General features: G+C 62.0%; 22 protein-coding genes. All 22 read right to left on the bottom strand.

Going from position 1 to position 19,979, the window contains the following annotated elements:
* Positions 1–79: 79 nt before the first annotated feature.
* Positions 80–589: a hypothetical protein gene (locus WBQ96_RS23490; protein WP_336553799.1), complete on the bottom strand. Its 510-nt coding sequence runs from the start codon at positions 587–589 to the stop codon at positions 80–82.
* Positions 586–1,002, bottom strand: coding sequence for a hypothetical protein (locus tag WBQ96_RS23485; RefSeq protein ID WP_336553798.1), 417 nt, complete (start codon positions 1,000–1,002; stop codon positions 586–588). The genes WBQ96_RS23490 and WBQ96_RS23485 overlap by 4 nt, the downstream gene beginning before the upstream one ends.
* Positions 1,003–1,021: 19 nt before the next feature.
* Positions 1,022–1,582 carry a rod-binding protein gene (locus WBQ96_RS23480; RefSeq protein ID WP_336553796.1) on the bottom strand — a complete coding sequence of 187 codons (561 nt, stop codon included), beginning with the start codon at positions 1,580–1,582 and terminating at the stop codon, positions 1,022–1,024.
* A gap of 63 nt (positions 1,583–1,645) precedes the next feature.
* On the bottom strand, positions 1,646–2,035 hold the full coding sequence (locus WBQ96_RS23475) for a hypothetical protein (protein ID WP_336553794.1): 390 nt from the start codon (positions 2,033–2,035) through the stop codon (positions 1,646–1,648).
* A gap of 4 nt (positions 2,036–2,039) precedes the next feature.
* The gene (gene fliR / locus WBQ96_RS23470; protein ID WP_336553792.1) at positions 2,040–2,792 is read right to left on the bottom strand and encodes a flagellar biosynthetic protein FliR; all 753 of its coding nucleotides are present in this window, start codon (positions 2,790–2,792) and stop codon (positions 2,040–2,042) included.
* A complete protein-coding gene (gene flhA, locus WBQ96_RS23465; RefSeq protein WP_336553791.1) occupies positions 2,789–4,876 on the bottom strand; it encodes a flagellar biosynthesis protein FlhA in 2,088 nt (695 codons plus the stop codon). Before flhA ends, fliR begins: the two co-directional genes overlap by 4 nt.
* A 165-nt stretch (positions 4,877–5,041) precedes the next feature.
* Positions 5,042–5,401 carry a lysozyme inhibitor LprI family protein gene (locus tag WBQ96_RS23460; RefSeq protein WP_165120725.1) on the bottom strand — a complete coding sequence of 120 codons (360 nt, stop codon included), beginning with the start codon at positions 5,399–5,401 and terminating at the stop codon, positions 5,042–5,044.
* A 279-nt stretch (positions 5,402–5,680) separates the two neighbouring features.
* Positions 5,681–5,947 carry a flagellar biosynthesis protein FliQ gene (gene fliQ / locus WBQ96_RS23455; protein ID WP_165120635.1) on the bottom strand — a complete coding sequence of 89 codons (267 nt, stop codon included), beginning with the start codon at positions 5,945–5,947 and terminating at the stop codon, positions 5,681–5,683.
* On the bottom strand, positions 5,944–6,348 hold the full coding sequence (gene flgD, locus WBQ96_RS23450; RefSeq protein WP_376767748.1) for a flagellar hook assembly protein FlgD: 405 nt from the start codon (positions 6,346–6,348) through the stop codon (positions 5,944–5,946). Before flgD ends, fliQ begins: the two co-directional genes overlap by 4 nt.
* Positions 6,349–6,353: 5 nt before the next feature.
* Complete coding sequence (gene flbT / locus WBQ96_RS23445) at positions 6,354–6,797, bottom strand: flagellar biosynthesis repressor FlbT (protein ID WP_336553787.1); 444 nt, start codon at positions 6,795–6,797, stop codon at positions 6,354–6,356.
* The gene (gene flaF, locus WBQ96_RS23440; protein WP_165120632.1) at positions 6,794–7,141 is read right to left on the bottom strand and encodes a flagellar biosynthesis regulator FlaF; all 348 of its coding nucleotides are present in this window, start codon (positions 7,139–7,141) and stop codon (positions 6,794–6,796) included. The genes flbT and flaF overlap by 4 nt, the downstream gene beginning before the upstream one ends.
* Positions 7,142–7,155: 14 nt before the next feature.
* On the bottom strand, positions 7,156–8,202 hold the full coding sequence (locus WBQ96_RS23435) for a flagellar hook-associated family protein (RefSeq protein WP_336553784.1): 1,047 nt from the start codon (positions 8,200–8,202) through the stop codon (positions 7,156–7,158).
* A 4-nt stretch (positions 8,203–8,206) separates the two neighbouring features.
* Positions 8,207–9,655 (bottom strand): flagellar hook-associated protein FlgK, encoded by a 1,449-nt coding sequence (flgK, locus tag WBQ96_RS23430; protein ID WP_336553782.1) that lies wholly within the window; start codon positions 9,653–9,655, stop codon positions 8,207–8,209.
* Between the two features lie 31 nt (positions 9,656–9,686).
* Complete coding sequence (locus WBQ96_RS23425; RefSeq protein ID WP_165120629.1) at positions 9,687–10,952, bottom strand: flagellar hook protein FlgE; 1,266 nt, start codon at positions 10,950–10,952, stop codon at positions 9,687–9,689.
* 181 nt (positions 10,953–11,133) lie between these two features.
* On the bottom strand, positions 11,134–11,805 hold the full coding sequence (locus WBQ96_RS23420; RefSeq protein ID WP_091915198.1) for a response regulator transcription factor: 672 nt from the start codon (positions 11,803–11,805) through the stop codon (positions 11,134–11,136).
* Positions 11,806–12,031: 226 nt separating this feature from the next.
* Complete coding sequence (locus tag WBQ96_RS23415; protein WP_336553780.1) at positions 12,032–12,598, bottom strand: transglycosylase SLT domain-containing protein; 567 nt, start codon at positions 12,596–12,598, stop codon at positions 12,032–12,034.
* On the bottom strand, positions 12,549–13,868 hold the full coding sequence (gene fliK / locus WBQ96_RS23410) for a flagellar hook-length control protein FliK (protein ID WP_337035933.1): 1,320 nt from the start codon (positions 13,866–13,868) through the stop codon (positions 12,549–12,551). The genes WBQ96_RS23415 and fliK overlap by 50 nt, the downstream gene beginning before the upstream one ends.
* 149 nt (positions 13,869–14,017) lie before the next feature.
* A complete protein-coding gene (locus WBQ96_RS23405; RefSeq protein WP_336553776.1) occupies positions 14,018–15,346 on the bottom strand; it encodes a chemotaxis protein MotC in 1,329 nt (442 codons plus the stop codon).
* Positions 15,343–16,566, bottom strand: a complete 1,224-nt coding sequence (locus WBQ96_RS23400; RefSeq protein ID WP_336553774.1) for a MotB family protein — start codon at positions 16,564–16,566, stop codon at positions 15,343–15,345. The genes WBQ96_RS23405 and WBQ96_RS23400 overlap by 4 nt, the downstream gene beginning before the upstream one ends.
* Complete coding sequence (locus WBQ96_RS23395) at positions 16,563–17,198, bottom strand: hypothetical protein (protein WP_336553772.1); 636 nt, start codon at positions 17,196–17,198, stop codon at positions 16,563–16,565. Before WBQ96_RS23395 ends, WBQ96_RS23400 begins: the two co-directional genes overlap by 4 nt.
* A complete protein-coding gene (gene fliF, locus WBQ96_RS23390) occupies positions 17,198–18,820 on the bottom strand; it encodes a flagellar basal-body MS-ring/collar protein FliF (protein ID WP_336553770.1) in 1,623 nt (540 codons plus the stop codon). The genes WBQ96_RS23395 and fliF overlap by 1 nt, the downstream gene beginning before the upstream one ends.
* Before the next feature lie 130 nt (positions 18,821–18,950).
* Positions 18,951–19,727, bottom strand: coding sequence for a flagellin N-terminal helical domain-containing protein (locus WBQ96_RS23385; protein WP_165120622.1), 777 nt, complete (start codon positions 19,725–19,727; stop codon positions 18,951–18,953).
* Positions 19,728–19,979: the final 252 nt, after the last annotated feature.

The following is a 19,979-nucleotide window of genomic DNA, read 5'->3' as shown; positions in this document are numbered from 1 at the left end:
GTCGGAAACCGTATAGCGTCTCGTTGACGTAAACGTCAATGGAGGGAATTGGTTGCCCGTCGCTAAATAGCGCGAGGTGCTAATGCGCGGCTGCCGGGGTGGCCTCGGGCCGCGTAACCTCGCGGCGGCGCAGCGACTTGTCGCGGGTTTCTTCCCGGGAGAGGAAGTCGATCTGCTCGACGATGACCTCACTGATGAGCTTCTCGCCGACGCGCTTGTTGACGCTGTCGCGGATGCCGCCCCGGAAGGTGTCGAGATTGAAGTTCTCGCGCTTGGAGAAATCGATCTGCGGATTGGCGTAGAGGTAGGTGTAGACTTCGTCGATGATCAGCGATTGCGCCGGCACCGACAGCTTTTTCATCTGTGCCGGATCGACGGTGTAGACGAGGCGGGTCAGGAAGTAGCCGTCGATCGTCGCCTTGCTGAACACCGGGACCGAGATGACTTCCGTCCTTAGATAGTCCAGGCCGCCGAGAAGGGCGGGCGTGGCTGCTCCGTCGGACTTGGCGCTCGACGTCTGGAACGAATAGAAGACCGCGCCAATAGTGGCGAGGCAGATCCAGACGGCGGCGACAATGAACTTGATCAACGGGCGGCCCACCCGAATTCGCCTTCGGAACAGGTGCCGTCGGTCTCGGCGCGCTGGATCACATTCTGCATGAGCATTGCGATCTCGCTCACCGCGCCCATATGCGCCTGGATCACGGCGGCGTTGGTCGCCAGCTTGTCGCGCAGCAGCGTGATGCCGTCGCGATGCTCGGCGAGAAGCTCGGGCTCGCCGACGCCCCTGGTAGCGCGGGTGAGTTCGTAGAGGTAGCGGCTCTTGCGGACGTTGGAGGACTTGATGTCGAAGCTGCCGCCGGCACGGATAGCGGCGGTTTCCTCCTCGACGGCTTCCACGATGCGCCCGATGATCGCCGACAGATTGCCCGTCCGCGCGGCCGGTTCGGCCCGCGTGCTGCGGGCCGGCAGATTCTGGACGGTCGGCTTCTGTTCGGTCATGTTCGAATATCCCTAGAGATTAGATTTTTGTCTTTGCCGAAATGGCTGCCTGATCTTCCGACAGGCTTTTTGCCATTTTGCGCTGAAGTTCCTGGACGAGGGCGGTGGAGAGCATGGTCTGCTTGTCGGTCTCGGCCTTTTCAGGCCCGCCCGAGACGGGTCCGACGGCGACCTTGTTCTTGCCGTCGACATAATGATCGCCAAGCACGCGGTCGGCGATGCCGATGCCGCCGCGTTCGGCCATGACATCGGCGATCTTGCCGGCCATCATCGACTTCCACATGTCGCCGGCCATGCCTTTGCCGTAGACGTTTTCGGCATCCTTCGGCAGCATGTTCTGGATGAAGGTCTGCAGCACCATCGCCTCGAAGCGCTTGAAGGAATCGGGCGTCTTGGCCTGTTCGGTGCCGGTCTTGAAGCTGTCGGAAATACCGGTCTCGCCGAGCGAGAACGACGCGACGGCACTGCCACCCACGGCATTTCCACGTTTGGCCAGTTCGGCGCGGGCCGTTTCCAGATTGGAAGGCTCGACCGCGCGGGCAACGTCCAGAACGATGTCGCTGGGTGGGGAAATCGCCAAGAAAAACTGTCCCTTATCCGACTTTTGAGATGCCGATCATGGACGCGCAAGCTTGTGGCAACCTTACTTGTCGTCGGAGGTGGCGTTGCGCTCGATGAGGTCCAGCCGTTCGCGGTCGGCGGTGTGGCGGTCGACCTGGCGGCGCACGTCGCGGTAGGCGCGCTCGACCATGTTGGTGCGGGCGGTGGCGGTTGCGACCTTGTCGGCTTCGTTCCTGGCCAGTTGCACGTTCTCCTCCTGACGGGCCAGCGCCTTGCCAATGCGCTGGTGGTAGATTTCGGGGAACATCGACGACATCGAACCTTCGGAATCGAAGCGCTCGACCAGCTCGGCGGCCTCGTTCTGCGCGGCCACCGCTTCCGACACGAAGCCGGCATGACGGGTTTCATGCAGCGCCTTCAACTGCTCCTGCACCTTCACCAGCTTCCGAAGCCGTTCCTTGCGCGCGCTCAAAGCATCATCTCCCGATGGTGGTGGCGAGGAAACCGTCGGCGAACAGGCTGAGCAGCGTGCCGATGGAGAAATAGAAGATGATGAGCCCGCCTGCGATGACGAAGGGCAGGGAGACGAAATAGACCGGAATCTGCGGTGTCAGCTTGTTGACGAAGCCGATGGTGAGGTTGACCAGGATGGCATAGGCGATGAACGGGCTGCCAAGCCTCAGCACCAGCAAGAAGCTTTCCGACAGCGTGTCGGTGACGTCGACCAGTGCTGCCTGCGGGTTGAAGAAGACGTCGAGCGGCGCGACGCGATAGGAGGTGACCAGCGCTTTGATGATCTCGTGATGGAAGTCGAAGACGAACAACAGCAGCAGCGCCGAAAACGAGATGATTGAATCGAGCGCCGGCCGCGGTTCGTTTTCCTCGATGCCCATGCCGGACATGCCGCCATAGCCGATCAGCATGGCAATACTCGTGCCGATGAAGCTCAGCGCCATCATGTAGAGCCGGGCCATGACGCCGATCAGCGCGCCGATCAGAAGTTCCGACGCGATCATCGGCATCAGGAACTGCGGGCGGCGATCCATGAAGGGGACGATCTGGTCCCAGAGATTGACCAGAAGCGCGCCGGTGGCCGCGACTGCCACGAACAGCCGTATCTGCAGCGGCACGCGCGCGCTGGACAGGCCGGGCATGATCATGAAGCAGCCGCCGACACGGCAGAACGCGATGAATGCCGCAAGCACCACGCTTTCGGCAGTGACCGTCACGATATGGTTCCGAGCACCCGGATTTCGACGCCCTTGGCGATCTCGACATGGGACAGAACGGGCAAGGTGGTGAACAGCCGTTCGATGATCATGCGGACATAGGGGCGGGCATCGGGCGAGGTGACGAGCACGAAGCGTTCGCCGGCTTCGAGATAGCCGCGTATTGCCTTCGATGCGTCCTGGCCGAATTCCTCAAGCTGGCGCGGGTCGATGTCGAACTCGCGCACCTCGCCCTTGGCGTCGCGCTTGAGGCTCTGGTGGAAAGCGAGATCCCAGCGGTTGCCGAGACGTAGAACTTTGAGCACGCCACCCTCGGACAGGTCGCCGCAAATCTGCTGCGCCATGCGGATGCGGACATGCTCGACGATCTGCTCGGTGCGGCGCACATGCGGCGCGATTTCGGCAATCGCTTCGATGATGAGATGCAGGTTGCGGATCGAGACGCGCTCGGCAAGCAGCAGCTTCAGCACCGCCTGCAGGCCCGGATAGGAGATGTGCGAGGTGCAGATCTCGTCGGCGAGCTTGCGGTATTCCTGGTCCTGCCGTTCGAGCAGCGCCTTCATATCCTTGTAGGACAGGAGCTGCGGCAGGTTGTTGCGGATGACTTCGCTGAGATGGGTCAACAGCACCGACATGTTGTCAGCGGAGGTGAACTGCTCGCGCTTCAGATCTTCGGCAAACATTTCCGGTACGGAATAAGCGCGCATGCCGAAGGCCGGCTCGCGCACTTCCTCGCCCGGAATGTCGGGGAGCTCGCGAGTACCGAGAAGCACCATGATCTCGCCGACGCGCATCTGATATTCGGCAACCACCGTGCCATGGACCTTGATCTGGTAGCTCTTGCTCGGGATGGAGAGGTCGTCGGTGAGGCGCACTTCCGGAACGACGAAGCCGTATTGCTGGGCGAATTTCTTGCGCATCTTGCCCATGCGGAAGGCCAGTTCCTGGTGCGAGATGAGGAGCTTGGTGGACAACTGCTTGCCGATGAGGAGTTCGATTTCGGCGGTCTTGAGCGACGCCTTGATCGAGTTCTTTTCCTCTTCGTCCTTGGTCACCTGCGCCTGCTTCTGCACGGCATGGGCTTCGTCAACCCTTTGCTGCTCGCGCTTGGGAATGATGTAGCCGATCGCGCCCATGGCGGCGGCAAGCGCGAAAAAAGGAAACATCGGCAGGCCGGGCATGAGGCCGAGCACGATGAGCAGGACGGCCGCGACAAACAGCGCGCGCGGATGAGCGCCGAGCTGGCCGAAGATTGCCTGGTTGGCCGAACCGCGCGTGCCACCCTTGGAGACGAGAAGGCCGGCGGCCAGCGAGACGATCAGCGCCGGGATCTGGGTGACGAGACCGTCGCCGACCGAAAGCTTGATGAAGACGTCGGAGGCTTCGGCCATGCCCATGTCATGACGGAAGTAGCCGATGGCAATGCCGCCGACGATGTTGATGGCGGTGATGATGAGGCCGGCGATGGCATCGCCGCGGACGAATTTGGAGGCACCGTCCATGGAGCCGAAGAAGGAGCTTTCCTCCTCCAGCTCGCGGCGGCGAAGCTGCGCCGTCTTGTCGTCGATGACACCGGCGGAAAGGTCGGCGTCGATCGACATCTGCTTGCCGGGAATGGCATCGAGGGTAAAGCGCGCGCCGACTTCGGCGATACGGGTCGCACCCTTGGTGATGACGATGAAATTGACGATGACCAGGATCAGGAAGACGATCAGGCCGATGACGAAATCGCCGCTCATGACGAGTTGCGAAAAGCCGCTGATGACATAGCCGGCGGCATGGGTGCCGATGTTGCCTTCCGAAAGGATCATGCGCGTGGTGGCGATGTTGAGCGACAGGCGCAGCATCGTTGCGATCAGAAGAATGGTCGGGAAGGACGAGAAGTCGAGCGGTCGCTGGATCCACAGCGCCACCATCAGGATCAGCACCGAAAGGGCGATGGAGAAGGCCAGTCCGATATCGATGAGGAAGGCCGGAATAGGCAGGAAAAGCACGGCCAGGATGACGACGATGCCGAGCGCGAAAAAGATGTCGCGCGCGCTTTTCGCGGGGCTGCCCGACGGCATTGTTTCTGCGATGGCCATCTTGTCTCCATGCTGCTCCCGACCGGTGCCGAAGTTGGCAATGGCCGATTACAGCATGACCCTAGCGGCCCAAGCTTGCGCGAACATGGGAGGAGGGAACTGCCAGCGGCGCAAGCGCGATCAGCACGTATCCCATCTTGAATGTTGGTATCTTGTTTCTTCCGGCTATTCTGCCGGCACCGGGCAAGCGAGGTCGCCCTCCTGGCAATTCAGATAGGCTTTCAACTGTTTGGTGCGATTCTTAGTCAGTTCAGCCTGACATGCAGCGGCAACCATCGGCGCCGCAGAGCCGCCGTCATCGCCGCTGGATTGGAAAGTGCATTCGGCGTTGCGGAACGCGATCCACGCTCTCTGCGCCGTGACGAGCCGCGCCTTGCCATCGGCATCGTCCGCAATCCGCTTCTGAATTTGCTTGAAGGTCTGGTTCAACGCCTGGTCGGCCTTTTTGAAGTCCGAAGCTGGATCAGCCAGTGCCGCGTTGGCGGCAAACGACAGTATGGAGACGCCAGTAAGCATAAACCGCATGGTTGTATCCCTCAGAGTGAAAGCAACCAAAGGCAAGCACGTCTGGAGGCGGTCGGCAAGCATCGCCATACCGCAAGGTAAGCGAAAGGTTGATGGCTTACGAACGGCGGACAAGGCTAAGAGACCGTTTGGAAACTCTACCCTGCCGGTCATCTGACGCAGTTTTCTGCGCTTCCGGTGCTCACTTACCTTATGTACGATCCGCTCGTCGCCTGTGGCGACCCCGAAAACCACGCCATATGCCTCGGCAGGCGAATTATCAAACGGTCTTCAAGGGGTCTAGAACCCGGTTTCGATGCGCTCGAAGATGACGTTGGTGAAAGATGAAATCTGTGCGCCCATGAACGGGCCGGTGAAGGCAACGACGAGCATGATGGCGATGATCTTGGGGACGAAGGTGAGCGTGATTTCCTGGATCTGCGTCAGCGCCTGAACCAGTGCGATGGCGACGCCGACCAGCATTGCCACGGCTACCGCCGGACCAGCGGCGGTCAGGACCGTCCAGATGGCGAACTGGACGATGTCGAGGGCGTCGGCTTCGTTCACGCTTCGCTCGGCTTGATAACGACGCCGGGACCAACGACGATCTCCTTGCCGCTTTCCAGCACGGCGACGATGCCGTCCGAATAGAGCTTCACCGAGGCGACCTTGCCGGAGAGCGTACCGTCGGCCGAGGTGATGTTGCGCCCGATCAGGGCGTCGGCCTGCGACAGCGTCGAGGATGACAGCAGCGCGTCGAGCTTGCTGTTGATCTGGACCGACTGCTCGACCTGCGAGAACTGCGCGAGCTGGGCGACGTATTGCGTCGAATCCATCGGATTGGTCGGGTCCTGGTTCTTCATCTGCGCGACCAGCAGGCGAAGGAAGGACTGATAGTCGACGGTGGTCTGCGGGGTCTTCTCGGTCGAGGATGTGTTGGTCGTCGACGTGGTGGGTGCGATTACCATGCTCATCAGTATCGTTCTCCTACGGCGATGGGGCGAGGCGCGGATGCTGCCGGAGCTTCCAGGGCAAGGGCTCGCTCTTCGAGACGGTATAGGCCGCGGAGCGCCTTGAGCGCCTCGTAGACGCGGTCTTCGCTGACCATGCGGTCGACCTGCTTGAGGGTGGCGCGTATCTCTTCGTCCTCGAAGCTTGCCAGAAGCAGCGGCAGGGACTGGCGGAACATTTCGCGGGCCTGCGGAGCGCCAGTGGGCTCCATCAGCATGATCTGGATCATGAAATAGAGCTGGCGAAGCGGCGTCGAGGCGTCATCGGGCTGAAGGACGTGGCTCTCAAGCAGGAATTGAACGTCGTTGAGGAGTTCCAGCGAAACCTTGCGGTCGACCTTGATGACGGCGCCGTTGATGTAGATCTTCTCGTTCGGCTTCAACGAGATCTTCAGCGTGCTTTTCATTGAATGCCGTCGCGGATTATCTGCGAAACCTCGATCAGGCCTTCGAAATTGTCGGAGCGGCCCTGACGCACCTCCTCGGCTTCGCGCAGAAGCCACAGCCCGATCGAAATCAGGTTGGCGCGCAGTTCCTTGGGCAGGGCGTTGTCGGGGCTGCCGAGGTCCTCGATGAAAGTGGTCCAGAGCCGATTGGTGAAGTGCAGCGCCTGTACCGCCTCCAGCGAGCCGACACCGACTTTGCTTGCGGTTGCAAGCAGATCGATCGAGCGGTTCAGAAGCTGTTTCTCGCGATCCTTGGCGTCTGCCACGGAGTCGGTCTGAACGTCGGCGTATGAAAATTGATACATTTGATGCCCGCCGGTTAGCTCATGAATTTCAGGAAGCTGAGTTGCTGAATGCGTGCCGTGATCGCTAAAGACGTATCATAATGCGAAATAAGGTCGGAGACCCTGGTGCTTGCCTCGAGAGGGTCAACGCCTTCGGTCGCCAGGATATGCTTTTCGATCAGTCCGGCCTGCGTGTTCAGACGGTCGGTGGCATCGGTGACACGCTTCTCGGCGATGCCCATCTTGGACTGCAGATCAACGATATCGCCGATGCTGTCGGACACCAATACCCAGGCGCGGTCGACCAGCGCCTTGCGGGCGTCGGCCGGAAGCTCGCCTGACAGAAGTTCGGTGATCATCGTCGTGGCCATGGCCAGCTTGCGAAAGCCGTCATTGTTGGCGCTCGCCGATGTCTCGGTCGTCTCATTCAGCGAAATGCGGCTGCCGATGCTCTGGTCAGAGGCATTCGACCAGTTGTCCCAGCCTGCGCCCGTGAATTGCGGCTCGACATAGGTGTTTATGAAAGAGTCCATGTCGGCGGCGGTCGGAAACGGGTCGGCAGGGTTGGCCCCGGTATCGGCCAGATACTGCGCGTAAGCCGCGTCATAGGCGGCCTTGGCGGGCGATCCAGGTGCGGTGTAATCGTTGATCGGCTTCGCGTCGGTGTTTACGCCGGCGAATATGTACTCGCCGTTCAAACCGCTGTTCAGGACCGAGGTCATGGTTTTCAAGGTGTCCACGGCGGTAGCCTTGGTGATGCTCGCGGTGGAGTCGCCCGACGTTGCGGTGTGCAGGATCGACAGCAAGGACTGCGCGGCCTTCGAGACCTGGTCGAGTGCATTCTGGGTCGCAGTCAGGCGCGCGGTGGCCAGGGCATTGGAGGCGGTGATGCCTTTCATGCGCTCGAGTTCCCGGTTGAAGGTAACCGATTGGGACGTGCTTGCACCGAGCGCCAGGCCCTTGTCGGCAACGAAACCGGTTGCCTGCTCCTTCTGCGCGGTTATGAGCGCGGCCTGCGTCTTCATCATGGAATAACGCATGGCCTGGTTGATGGATGACGAGGAGACAAAACTGGCTTTCATCGTATTACCTCACTGCCGCCAGCAAGGTTGCCAGCATTTCGTCGACCGCCTTGATCAGGCGGGCAGACGCCGAATAGGAATTCTCAAGTTCGAGCAGCATCGATAGTTCCATGTCGACATTGACGCCTGTCTCGTTTGAAAGCGCCTCTGCCGTGCGGACGGCCAGCGCCTCCTTGGACTCAGCCGCCGTTGAAGCATCCTTGCGCACCCCCTGGAACCAGCCGATGGAGTTCGCCGAGTAAGTGGCCAGGCTTACCGTGCCACCGATGCCTGTGGCGGCATCGAAGGCCATTGGCTCGTCCATGCGGTCGCCATACTTGATCAGAAGGTCGGTATAGGATGCGCCGCCTTCGGTGTTGTGGACGTAGCCGGCACCGTTGGCGCCGCCGTCACGCAGATATTCCGGATTGCTGACGAAAGCCGCATTGAGCGAGATCTGCCCCGCGAGCCCATTGACCAGCGTGCCGTCCGCCGGCATGGCGGGCGCGCCGGGCCAGGTGAACAGGCCGGGTGCATCGGCAAGAACCCCGTTCGGGTCGGTCTCGGCGAAGGCGCTGATCAGGCCGCGCGCGACTTCGTCCAACTGGCTCTGCATGGTGGTGGCGACACTGTCGCGCAACTGCAGAAGCCCGGCGATCTTGCCGCCGGCGGTGGTGTTGCCGCCCGATCCCATGGTAACGGGCACGCCGTCGATGTAGACCTTGTTGCCGGCGGTGCCTGAAGGGTAGGCGGCTTCTGGCTGGAAGGTGATGCTGCGCGGCACGGTCTCGAACAGCGTCGTGCCGTCGGCGGTCATGACGACCATGTCGTTGTTGCTGCGCGTGAAGGTGGAGACCGGAACATATTCCGAAATCTGCTTCAAAAGCGCGTCACGCCTGTCGAGCGCGTCATTCACGTCGCGACCGGAGGCCGTTCCGGAGACGATCTCCTTGTTGGCGTCCTGGAATTGGGAAAGCAGGTTGTTCAGTTCGTTGACTGCAGTGGAAATCTGCTGGTCGGTCTCGACGCGAAAGGTCTGGATTGCGGCTGCGCCGTCATTGAGGCTGCGCACCACATTGCGTGCGGCATTGATGGCGTTGTCGGCGAGCGTGCGGTTGGTCGGAGTAGCCGAGTAGGTCTGCAGCGCCTTCTGCAATTCGGTGATGGAGGTTGCAGGCGAAAGCGCGTTGTCGACGCCATCTACGGCGAGGCTGAGCCTGTCCATGCCGGTGTAAAGCGTCGTCTGGCCGCTCCAGGAGGAGACGGCCGACAGGTTCTGGCGGAAAAGCTGCTCGTTGGTGGCGCGCTGGATAACGACGACGCGAGCGCCTGGAGCGGTGCTGGAAAGCACGGCGGTCCGGCGCGCATAGTCCGCGTTCTTCTCTTCCGCAACGTTGCGCGAGACCACGCTGGTCTGGCGGCTCGTATTGAGAAGGGAATTCTGGGCGATACTGAGTGCGCTGGATAACGACATGCTTTATTCCTGTTCGGCTCGTCCGGCCGGACTACCTCTTGAGGTTGACGAGGATGTCCATGAGATCGGCGCCAGTCTGAAACACTTTCGAATTGGCGGTGTAGCTGCGCTGGGATTCGATCATATCCGTCAGCTCCTGGGCGATGTCGACATTCGACCCTTCCAGAGCGCCGGACACGACCTTGCCCCTGCCGCTCTCGTTGGCGAAGCCCATCTGGACGACACCTGAGTCGGCGGTTGGCGAAAACACGTTGCCGGGCAGAACCTGCATCATATCGGGGCTCTGCACGGTGGCGATCGGAACGCGGAAGATCGGCTTCAGCGCGCCGTTTTCGTATTTGGCGTAGACGGTTCCGTCGTCGGAAATCTGTACGCCTTCGATGCTGGCGGGCGGGGCGCCGTCGGCTTCAGCAGAGACGACGGTGTAGCTTTTGTCGAGCTGCGTCATCTTGGACAGGTCGATCTTGATCTCCTGCGACGGCGGGCCGGGGATCGTCACGGTCACGTCGAGCGGAGTCGTCGTCAGCTTGCCGTTCGCAGGATCGAACTCGAGGGTCTGGGTGCCGACCAGCTCGTCGCCGGTATAGGGGAATGAGGTGTCAGCTGCTGCGTCCGACTGCTTGTATATGGCGACTTCCCAGGTGTTGTCGGCGGTCTTGGTGTAATAGACGTCGAGCAGGACTTCGCTGCCGAGACTGTTGTAGGTGACCAGCGACGATTTGGCCGAATATGTCGCGGTGGTGGCATTCGCCGACGGCAGGTCGGCCGGGTCGACGATCTCGGCATCCAACGGGAGGTTGGCGGTGAAAATGCCGGTTGTCGATGGGATTGCGACCAGATCCGTCTGGTTGATGGTCACGGGAACCAGTCCGCCAAGGCCGTTGGCGACGGCGCTGGGGATGCCGTTCTCGTAGCTGTAGCCCATGAGCTGGAAGCCGGCGGCGTTAACAAGCTGTCCTTGCGCGTTCGGCACGAACGAGCCGGCGCGGGTCAGTACCGGCGATCCGCCTGCGCCCTGCACGACGAAGAAGCCGTTGCCGTTGATGGCGAGATCGCTGCCGGAGGTGGTGTATTTCAGATCGCCCTGCTGGCTGATCGAATTGCGCACCGTCGTCGTCACGCCGCCCGACGTATAGTTGCCGGTGGTGGAAGGGATGATCAGCGAGGAGAATTCCGTGCTCGCGCGCTTGTAGCCGGTGGTGCTGGAATTGGCGATGTTGTCTGCGACGGTGGAAAGGCGGTTTGCCTGGGCATTCATGCCCGACACGCCCGTGCGCATCATTCCATACAAGCTCATCGAAAAGTCTCCTGATTATCCGGACCCTGGGTCAGGAGAAGGCTATACGGTTTGACTTGCGCGAGGCTGGTGCGGCGCAGCCGCGAGGAGAATTCGAGCACAGGGCAGGGCGCACGCGCAGCATCCGCGTTGAGCAGCGGGCCGGCGCCGAAAGGCGCGGCTATCCTGTGCGGAAAACCTCTCATCCCACGATCAGCCGGTAGCCGAGGAAGCGCTTGGAATCGACCGGGTCGAAGCCGAGCTTCTCGCGCAGCTTTTTGCGCAGCTTGCTGATGTGGCTCTCGACGACGTTCTCTTCGACCTCTTCGTCGAAGATGCCGTAGATGGCGTTGAAGACCTGAGTCTTGGTGACGCGGCGGCCGCTGTTCGACGCCAGATATTCGAGGATGCGGCGTTCGCGCCGCGGCAGCGGCAGCGGCTCGCCGGCGATCTCCGGGTCGCGGCCATCGGTGAAGATGCGCATCGGGCCGACCTGGGTGAAGCTTGCTTCTTCCTGGGCACGGCGTCGAATGGCGGTGATGCGGGCCAGGATCTCGCGGATATGGACGGGCTTGCGAATGACGTCATCGACGCCGGACTCGAAAAGCTTGAGCGTGTTTTCCAGGGAATGCTGCTCGCTGAGCGCGATAACCGGAGCGCCGGAGCGGTCGCGTATCTTTCGCGGCAGCACCACATCGCCGCCACAATCGCCGATCAGGAAAGCGCGGACTGATTTGAGATCGGCTTCAGCGACGCTTTCGACCCACTCGCCGAATTCGCTCGACCGGAAGCCGGCGCTTGCGACGCCTTCCCTGTCGAAAAGTGAATGATATCCCTCTGTAACGAGCTGTCGCTCGTCTACGATTACAATCATCGACCCGCCCCCGAATCAGCAAGAATGCCCTGACGGGGAAGTCGTACGCGTTGCCGCGAATCATGAAAAACCGTTAAATCTTGTAGCTAGTTTCTTGGGAGTCGAGAATCGGAATGGTTGCATCCCCCGGTGGTGCTCGCGCCATTTGATTGTGGCGCGGGTAATGCACACGCCTGACGTCCAGTAGGCATGGCCGCCATCAAATTCCGTTCCAACAGCAGTGCAACTATGGGGCGCAGAAAGAGCGCGCGTTGCCGGTCCATTTGCCAAAGCCGGTGGCGACCATGTTGGCGATGACGCGGCAGACATAACGCTTCTGCGCTGGGTCGTTGTTGGGGCCGGCATGATAGCGCGCAACCGCCATCGACCAGGTCATGTGCCGGGCATGAAGCTGCGCCAGGAAGCGCGCCGCATAGTCCACGTTTCGGCTGGGATCGAGCATCTCTGCGACGCTGCGGAAATGCTCGCCGTGATAGTGGTGGTTAATCTGCATGCATCCCAGATCGATCAATTTCGCTCCGCTTCGCCGCGCCGTCTCGAAGGCTGCGATTGCCTGTGCAGACGATGACGGAAAAACCGCTTTTCCTTCTATATTCAATGCATTGGGTTGAAGGCTGCCTTTCCTGCCAGTCTCCGTCAAGCCGACCGCATAGAGGATTCCAACCGGTACACCGTAGCGGTCGGCAGCGCGCAGGATTTCAGGTTCGCACGGATTGCCAGCTGCCAGAGCCGCCGTTGCGGCGCTAGATATAAATATCGCTGCCAGAGCGGTTCGAAGAAGTCGATGCGCCATCACTAGTCCCATATGCGCCATCGTTGCCGTCCCTTGCCGATCGCTGTCCGCCGGATGTCTCGCCATTGCCGCCGGAACTGGCAGAGCCGAACGACTGCTGGTCACGCGGTGCAAAGCCCGAAGCCATTGCGCTGCTGTCGGTTCGCGTCACGGATTGCGATGCGACCTGCGGTTGCTGGATGGTCACCCGATCGATGTCGAGACCCATCGCACGCAGCGATTTCACGATGGTCTCGCTGTCGGCGCTGAGGCGGCGGTAAGCGTCACCGTTCTCAACCTGAATCTCAACCGTCAGTTGCTCTCCGGAGAAACGCATGCTGGCCGTGACGACACCGAGTTCAGCGGGGTTCAGCTGAATTTTCAGGGTGTGTGCCGAAGACAAATTGGGTTGTGCGGCAAGAGGCCGGAAGGAAGGTGCCGCCGCCTCGCGCCAACCGGTGTCGGCAGCGAGCTGATTGGCAAGCGCCGAGGCGGTCGAAACTGGTGATTGGGCGATCGGCGCGGGTATGTTCTGCTGATTCACCACGGTCACCCGCTCGGCCTTGCCGTCCGAGCGCCGGCCTGACGTATCCGCCTGCTGGCGACCGCGACTGCCGGCCTCTAGGCTTTGACGAAAGTCGTCGCCGACAGACGGGATCGCCGCGTCGGCGCCGTCTGCTGGTGCGTCTCCGACGGTCGTCGCTTGAGACAGCGAGACGGTGAGGGCCGCTGCCGCCGACTTGGCGGTGTTTTTCACATCAGTGCGAGCAACGGAAAGGGTGGCCATTTCGCCGGAAACCTGTCCAGGCAACCGGAAATTGGCGGCAGTCGACTGTTCCTTGCCCTCGGCGCTACGCGCTGCGCGTGCTGCCTCGGCCAGCGATGCCGCATCGCCTTCGAGCGGGAGTTTCGCGGCCGTTGCTTCGCGCGCCGATGACATCCCAGTGGTGTCCGATTTTTCAGAACCGGCCTTGGCGTTTCCAGCCTGCTCGCCTCGCGTTTCCAGCCTGCTCGCCATCATGATCGCCGACAATGGGTCGCCGACGGCTTTTGCCGAGCGAGTATCCGTGGCGCCGTCTGGGTCGGTCCCGGCGGAATCCTCTTCCGGCAAGGTTTCGCCCGAGGCGTCGGCCTCATCAGTGGTGGCCTTCAGGGCGACGTCGATGACCTTGTCGAATTGAGCACCAGGGCGAAGCCAGCGTGGCTGTCCCTGCTCGGACGATGCGGCCGGGGTCTTTGGCTGCGCTAGCTTTTCGGGTTTCTGCAGGCCGATCCCGGCGCTGGACGTCATCTCGCCACCTTTGCCTTTCGTGCCGGGAAGGCCGACAACGGCGCCGAATGTGCTGCCGCTATCCTGACCTTTGGCGCCCGACTTTCCCGATTTGCCCGACACCGCCGGAACCGAGACAGTTGCCGCTGGAGCCTGATTGATGCCGATCGTCATTGCGCGTCTCCCAGCATCTTGTCGATTTCTTCCAGTTTCTTACGGTTCGCGACCAGCTTTTCATCGCCGGGATCGGCCGGCGTTTGCACGACAGGCTGGGCTGGTGTGCTCTCCGCTAGGGCTACCGGTGCCGAGGCCTCCACAATGTCCTGGGGCTGTTGTTCTTCGACGGCATCCAACGGCAGCGGGTCGGCTTCGATCACCAAAGGGTCGCTTTCATCGGCGGCAGCAGTGATGGGAATTGCCTGACGCACTTCCTGCCTTGAAGGCGTGGGCAGAGTGCCGGTCAATTTGGAAGCGACGGCTGCGACGGCGTCGAACAGCTTGCGATCACCTGCCGACAGCCTGGCGCGATCGATTTTCGCAAGCATGGCCCTGATTTCCTCATCGGTACCGGAGGTCACCGAGGCAAGGCTGGCATAGAGCAGCGCGCGCGGGTCTTCGCCGCCGGCAACGGCATCGCTGCCTGTGTTCTTCTCGGCTTTTGCCGAGGCAAAGGCGGACAGTTCCTTGAAACCGTCGATGCCGGCGACGCGGGCTATGCGCAGATAGATCACGCGCTCCTGTTCGGCGTCCATCATCGTGGTGATTTCGCTGACCTTGGCGAGGTCGATCGAATCGTGAAGAGCGATGACGCCTGCTACGAAGGAGTCGGCAAACTGGCTGGCATAGGGTGAGCGCAGATAGCGTTCGACATACTGCGTGGAGGCGAGCGTGAAGCGCCCGGCATCGCCGTGCGCGGTGGCAAGCCCGATGGAGCGGCGAAGCGCTGCTTCCTCGACCAATGTGCCGGGGCCGAGCAGCCGTGCCTGATCGAACAGTTTCAGCGCCCCTTGCGGGTTGTCGTTGGCGGCGAGCGAGCCCTTGACCAGCGCCAGGAATGCACCGAGTTCGGGCGGCTGCTTCATCGGATCGACCGGCCCGAGCGTCGTTCGCGCGCTGACCGCCTGACCGTTGAGATAGTCGAGCAGGCCCTTGCCGATGCCGCGGTTCTGCTCATCCAGCACGAGGCGTGACAGAATGGTGTCGATCGTCGCCGGGTTGCCGCCGCTCATGGCATAGACCAGCATGGCGCGGTAGTTGCGCGGATCATCGAAGCCGTCCTGCCCGGTCTTGCGCAGGCGCTCGTCTATCATTTCGAGCAGCTTGCGCTGCATCGGCAGTGCCGCGTGGTCGCCCGATGCGATGCGGTCCTGCACCAGCTGCAGCGAGCGCACCATCTGGAAGGGCTGGAGCTGGGTTTCGGCGCGCGCGGACACGGGCAAGGCGGCCGCCGCAAGCAGCGCCATGCCGATCAGACCATGCAGCGGACGCGCGAGCCTCATCCGCCGTTCTCCAGCACGATCTCGATGCGGCGGTTGGTGGCGGCCAGCGGGTCGGCGGCATTCTTCGGCTTACGGTCGGCGAAGCCGCCGACTTCGGTGACGCGGCGCTCGTCTAGACCGCCGCGCACCAGCATGTAATAGGCCGAATGGGCGCGAGCGGACGAAAGCCGCCAGTTGTCATAGGCTGCGCTCCTGAACGGGCGCGCATCAGTATGGCCGCTGATGGTGATCACGCCCTTCTGCTCGTTCAACGCCTTGCTGATCTTTTCCATCGCCAGGATGAGCTCGCGGCGGGGCACGGCCGAGCCGATCTCGAACATGCCGAAATCGAGCTGGTCGGTGACCGAGATGATGACGCCCTTAGCCGTTGCCTCGACCGAGATGCCGTCATGCAGCTTGTCGCCGGCAGGGAATGCGGCGGCAAGTTCCTTGCGCAGCTGTTCCGCCTTCTTGACGTCGGCGGCGCTCGGCTTGTCCTGCTTGGGCGCAGTGTCGGCTGGTTTTTCAGCGACAGGCTTTTCCGGCTTGGCTTCCTTTTTCGTCTCGGCAAGTTCTTCCAGCGGTGCGACATCCTTGGGGGCGGTGATATCAGCCTTGGCGGTTTCCGTTTCGGGCTTGGAGCGCTCCGCACTTGCCTCGGCCAGCGGCGTTGCCACCTGCTGCGACCAGAAGTCCGGTGCGAACGGATCGCGGTAGGATTCGCCGCCTTCCGCGCCGGTTGCCGGGCCGGCTTCCTGCACGCCGCCATCGCCCTTGTCGCTGACATTCTGGCGCACGCCGGAATTGGCGGCGATCTCGGCCAGCACTGCGTAGGGGTCGGCGAAAAGGTTCTCATCCGAGCGTTGATCGGTATCGGCGGCATCGGCGGAATTCTGCTCCGTCGACGGACCGGATTTGGCGCGGCCGGTGCCTTCGCCCGCGCTGGTCGAATCTTCGGGCTTCTCGGCGGGCAGGCCTTCGCTCTCGCTTTCGAGGCCGCGGCTGCTCGTGGTGTTGTCCATCAACTGAACGGGGTTGAAGTAGTTTGCGACGGATTTCTTCGTCTTCTCGTCAGCAGCGCTGATCAGCCACATGACGAGGAAGAAGCACATCATCGCGGTCATGAAGTCGGCGAAGGCGATCTTCCAGACGCCGCCGTGATGGGCGTCGTCCTCGCCGCTGTGACCACGCCTGACGATGACGATCTCGTGCTTGACGTTGTCGATATCCACGCTGCTCACGCCAGGATCTCCGAGATTGCCGCGGACCATTCGGCGATCCGCGTTTCGAATATGTCGCCGTCAATCGTGACGGTGAGGTCGAAGCCGGGTGCCTCGACATAATCGAAATTGTGCTCCCGCTCCGGCATGGCCGCCCTTAGCGCCTCGAACAGCGATTGCGGGCCGGAAACGCGGATGCGCACCGCTTCGGGATCGGCGGTGGCGGTCTTGATCGACTGGGCAAGCGCTTCAAGCGAACGCTTCTGGATATCCTCGCTCAGAATGCCGCCGACAATGCGAGCCGTTGCCGTGGTGGTGAGTTCGGTGACGCGCGCTTCCATCTCGGCGATGCCGGCAGCCAGGGTCGCGCCGGCTTCCTGCCCGAAGCGATGAAGAACTTCTTCCAACTCGGTTGCGTGACGCAGGCGTTCGGCCTCCATTTCGATAGCGTGCTCGGCCGCGAGACGCTCCGTCAGTACGGCTTCAGCGCGGGCAACTTCCGCGCTGATCATGTCGGAGTAGTCGGGGGCTATGGTCGACGGCGTAAAAACCGGGGAAGCCGCCTTGCGTTGCGGCTCTGGCGTGCGTGCAGGTTCGGCCGCACGGACGGGGCCGAAATCCTGAAGAAGCTCGAAAAGGGCAAGCGCGCTCATCAGGCGGCTTCCTGATGAGCCCATTTGCGCAGGATGTGCGCGGTGCGTTCCTCATTGAGGTCGACCATGCGCGCGAGGCGTTCCTGCGGTGCCGGCCGGAGCTTGCGGCGCAGGTCGTCGAGCGGATTGGTGCGGGGTGGCTGCGGCAGGGACTCGGTCTCGCTGGAGGCTTGGTCCGGCGTCGGCAGCGAACGCTGCACGTCGTCGAAGCTCGGGCTGGCGATCTCGGCAGGCTTGGACAGGGATGCCACCATCGGCCGTAGTCCGAAGAAGGCGACCAGGAAGACCACGACGACGAAGGCGACGGCATTGATGATCGTGCCGGTCTGCTGGCCAAGCTTGTCCATGAAGCCGGGCGCGGCGATCTCGACGCCGTCGAGACCGTCGATGAACTCGACCGCCGAGACATTGACCACGTCGCCGCGTGCCGTATCGAGGCCGGCTGCGGTGGAAACGACCTTCTGGATCTCGGCGATGCGGCCGTTGATCTGCTCAGCGGTGGCGCCTTCGCCGAGAATGGCTGCGAGACGCTGCTGGTTGACGACGACTGCCACGGACATCTTGGTCACCGTATAGCCGTTGCTGACGGTGGCGATGCGCTTGGAGTTCATCTCGTAGTTGGTCGTCTCTTCCTTGCGGTCGCTGTTTTCGGACGACTGCGGGCCGTCGACGGCTGCGAGGTTTGCTTCCGGCAGGTTCTGCTCGACGGTGGCGGGTGCGGCAGCGGAGCGGCGGTTGGCGCTCTCATTGGCGCGCACGACCTGAACCGAGCGCTCGACGCGCGATTCCGGATCGAAAATCGTCTCTTCCGTCTGCCTGGTGTCAGTGTTGACGTCGGCCTTGACGCTGGCGCGGAAATTGTCTGGGCCGAGATAGGGTGTCAGCGCGCGGCGGATGTTGGCCTCGATCTGCGATTCCACCGTCTGCTCGACGCCGAGCGAGCGGCTGGCGCTGGAATTGATCGGATCATCGCCGGCAGCAAGCAGCGTGCCGGCCGAATCGAGCACGGTCACCTTCTCGGCATTCAGGCCGGGGACGGCGGCGGCGACGAGATGGCGGATGGACATCGCGCTCTTGACCTCGTCGATGCCGGAGGCGCGGATGACGACGGAGGCCGACGGCTCCTGCTCGTCGCGGCGGAAATTGGCACGCTCGGACAGGACGATGTGGACGCGGGCGGCGCGGATGCCGTTGATGGACTGGATGGTGCGGGCAATCTCGCCTTCAAGCGCACGCACTCGGGTGATCTGCTGCATGAAGGAGGTGAGGCCGAGCGAGCCGACATTGTCGAACAGTTCGTAGCCAGCATTGGCGCTGGTCGGCAGGCCCTTTTCGGCGAGCAGCATGCGCGCGGTGGCGGTCTTGCCGGTGGGAACAAGGACGCTGGTGCCGTCGGAGCCGACGTCAAAGCCGATGCCTGCTTCGTTGAGCGCAAGGCCGATCTGGTTCACGTCGGAACGTTCGAGCCCGACATAGAGCGTCTCATAGGCCGGGCGGTTGAGATAAAAGGCACCGAGGCCGATGATGGCCATCACCAATGCGGCGACACCGCCCATTATTGCCAGCCGGCGCGGGCCGAAACCCTGCAGGTTCGAAAGAATGGTCTGAATTTGCTGCGGCACGGCTCAAAGGCTCCTGCATGTCTGTCGACAGGAACACTAGAGGTCGAAGCTTGTGCGAAAATGAAATCGGGCCGCGCCCCCGAAAGAGCGCGACCCGGTTAATTGCCCCGTCCTTTAACCCAATCCGCTATTAGCGGAAGAGCGTCAGGATCGACTGCGAGCTCGAGTTGGCGATCGACAGCGCCTGGATGCCGAGCTGCTGCTGGGTCTGGAGCGCCGAAAGGCGAGCCGATTCAGCGTTCATGTCAGCATCGACGAGCGCGCCGACGCCGCGGTCGACAGCGTCGATCAGCTTCGACGTGAAGGAGAGCTGCGAGTCGACGCGGATCTTCGAGGCGCCGAGGTCGGCTGCGGCATCGCGCATGGCCTTGAGCGTGGTTTCCGCCGTCGCAAGATCGGAGAAGTCAGCTGCTTCGAGGTCGTACTTGGCAACGGTGATCGTGTCGAGAGTGCCCGAATCCTTGACGTAGCCTGCGACGACGGTCAGGGCGGTGCCGGCGGTGCTCAGCAGGTTCTGGCCTTCGAAGTCGGCCGAAGTGGCGATCTGCGCGATCTGTGCGGTGAGCGCGTCGACTTCCTTCTGGACAGTTGCATCGTCGATGCCGTCCTGTCCCATAGAAGCAAGCTTGGACACGATCTTCTCGCCGAGCTTGATGGACTCTTCCAGACCGGTGTAGGCGACGTCGACGACTGCCGAGCCGAAGCCCAGCGAATCCTTGACCGACTGGTTGATGGAATTCTGCGCGCGCATGCCGGTGGCGATCGACCAGTAGGCGGCGTTGTCCGAAGCGGTCGAAACGGCCTGGCCGGTGGCGATGCGGTTCTGCGTGGTCGCCAGGTTCTTGTTGGTCTGCGTGAGCGTCTGCAGCGCGGTCATTGCCGACGCGTTGGTGAGAAGGCTAGCCATGAGCCGTGTTCCTTATGATGTATATGGATGAGGAACATGCCGGAAACTACCGGCGAGAGCGGAGCGGCATCATGCCTATGGCCCTGGTTGGGCCAATCCGTCTGTATGAGTGCCTTTATGGCGGGCAATCCCTACCAAAAGGATAATTCAGTTTTGTGACTCTATGGCCGGATTCAGCCTGCCACAACCCGCGAAATCTCTCATGCCATTGTTTGGATGAGTCTTTTTGTCGCGCCGAAAATTCTTAACCAT

Source organism: Mesorhizobium sp. CCNWLY176 (genome assembly GCF_037153935.1).
Taxonomy (GTDB): domain Bacteria; phylum Pseudomonadota; class Alphaproteobacteria; order Rhizobiales; family Rhizobiaceae; genus Mesorhizobium_M; species Mesorhizobium_M zhangyense.
This window is presented reverse-complemented; position numbering and strand designations above follow the sequence as displayed.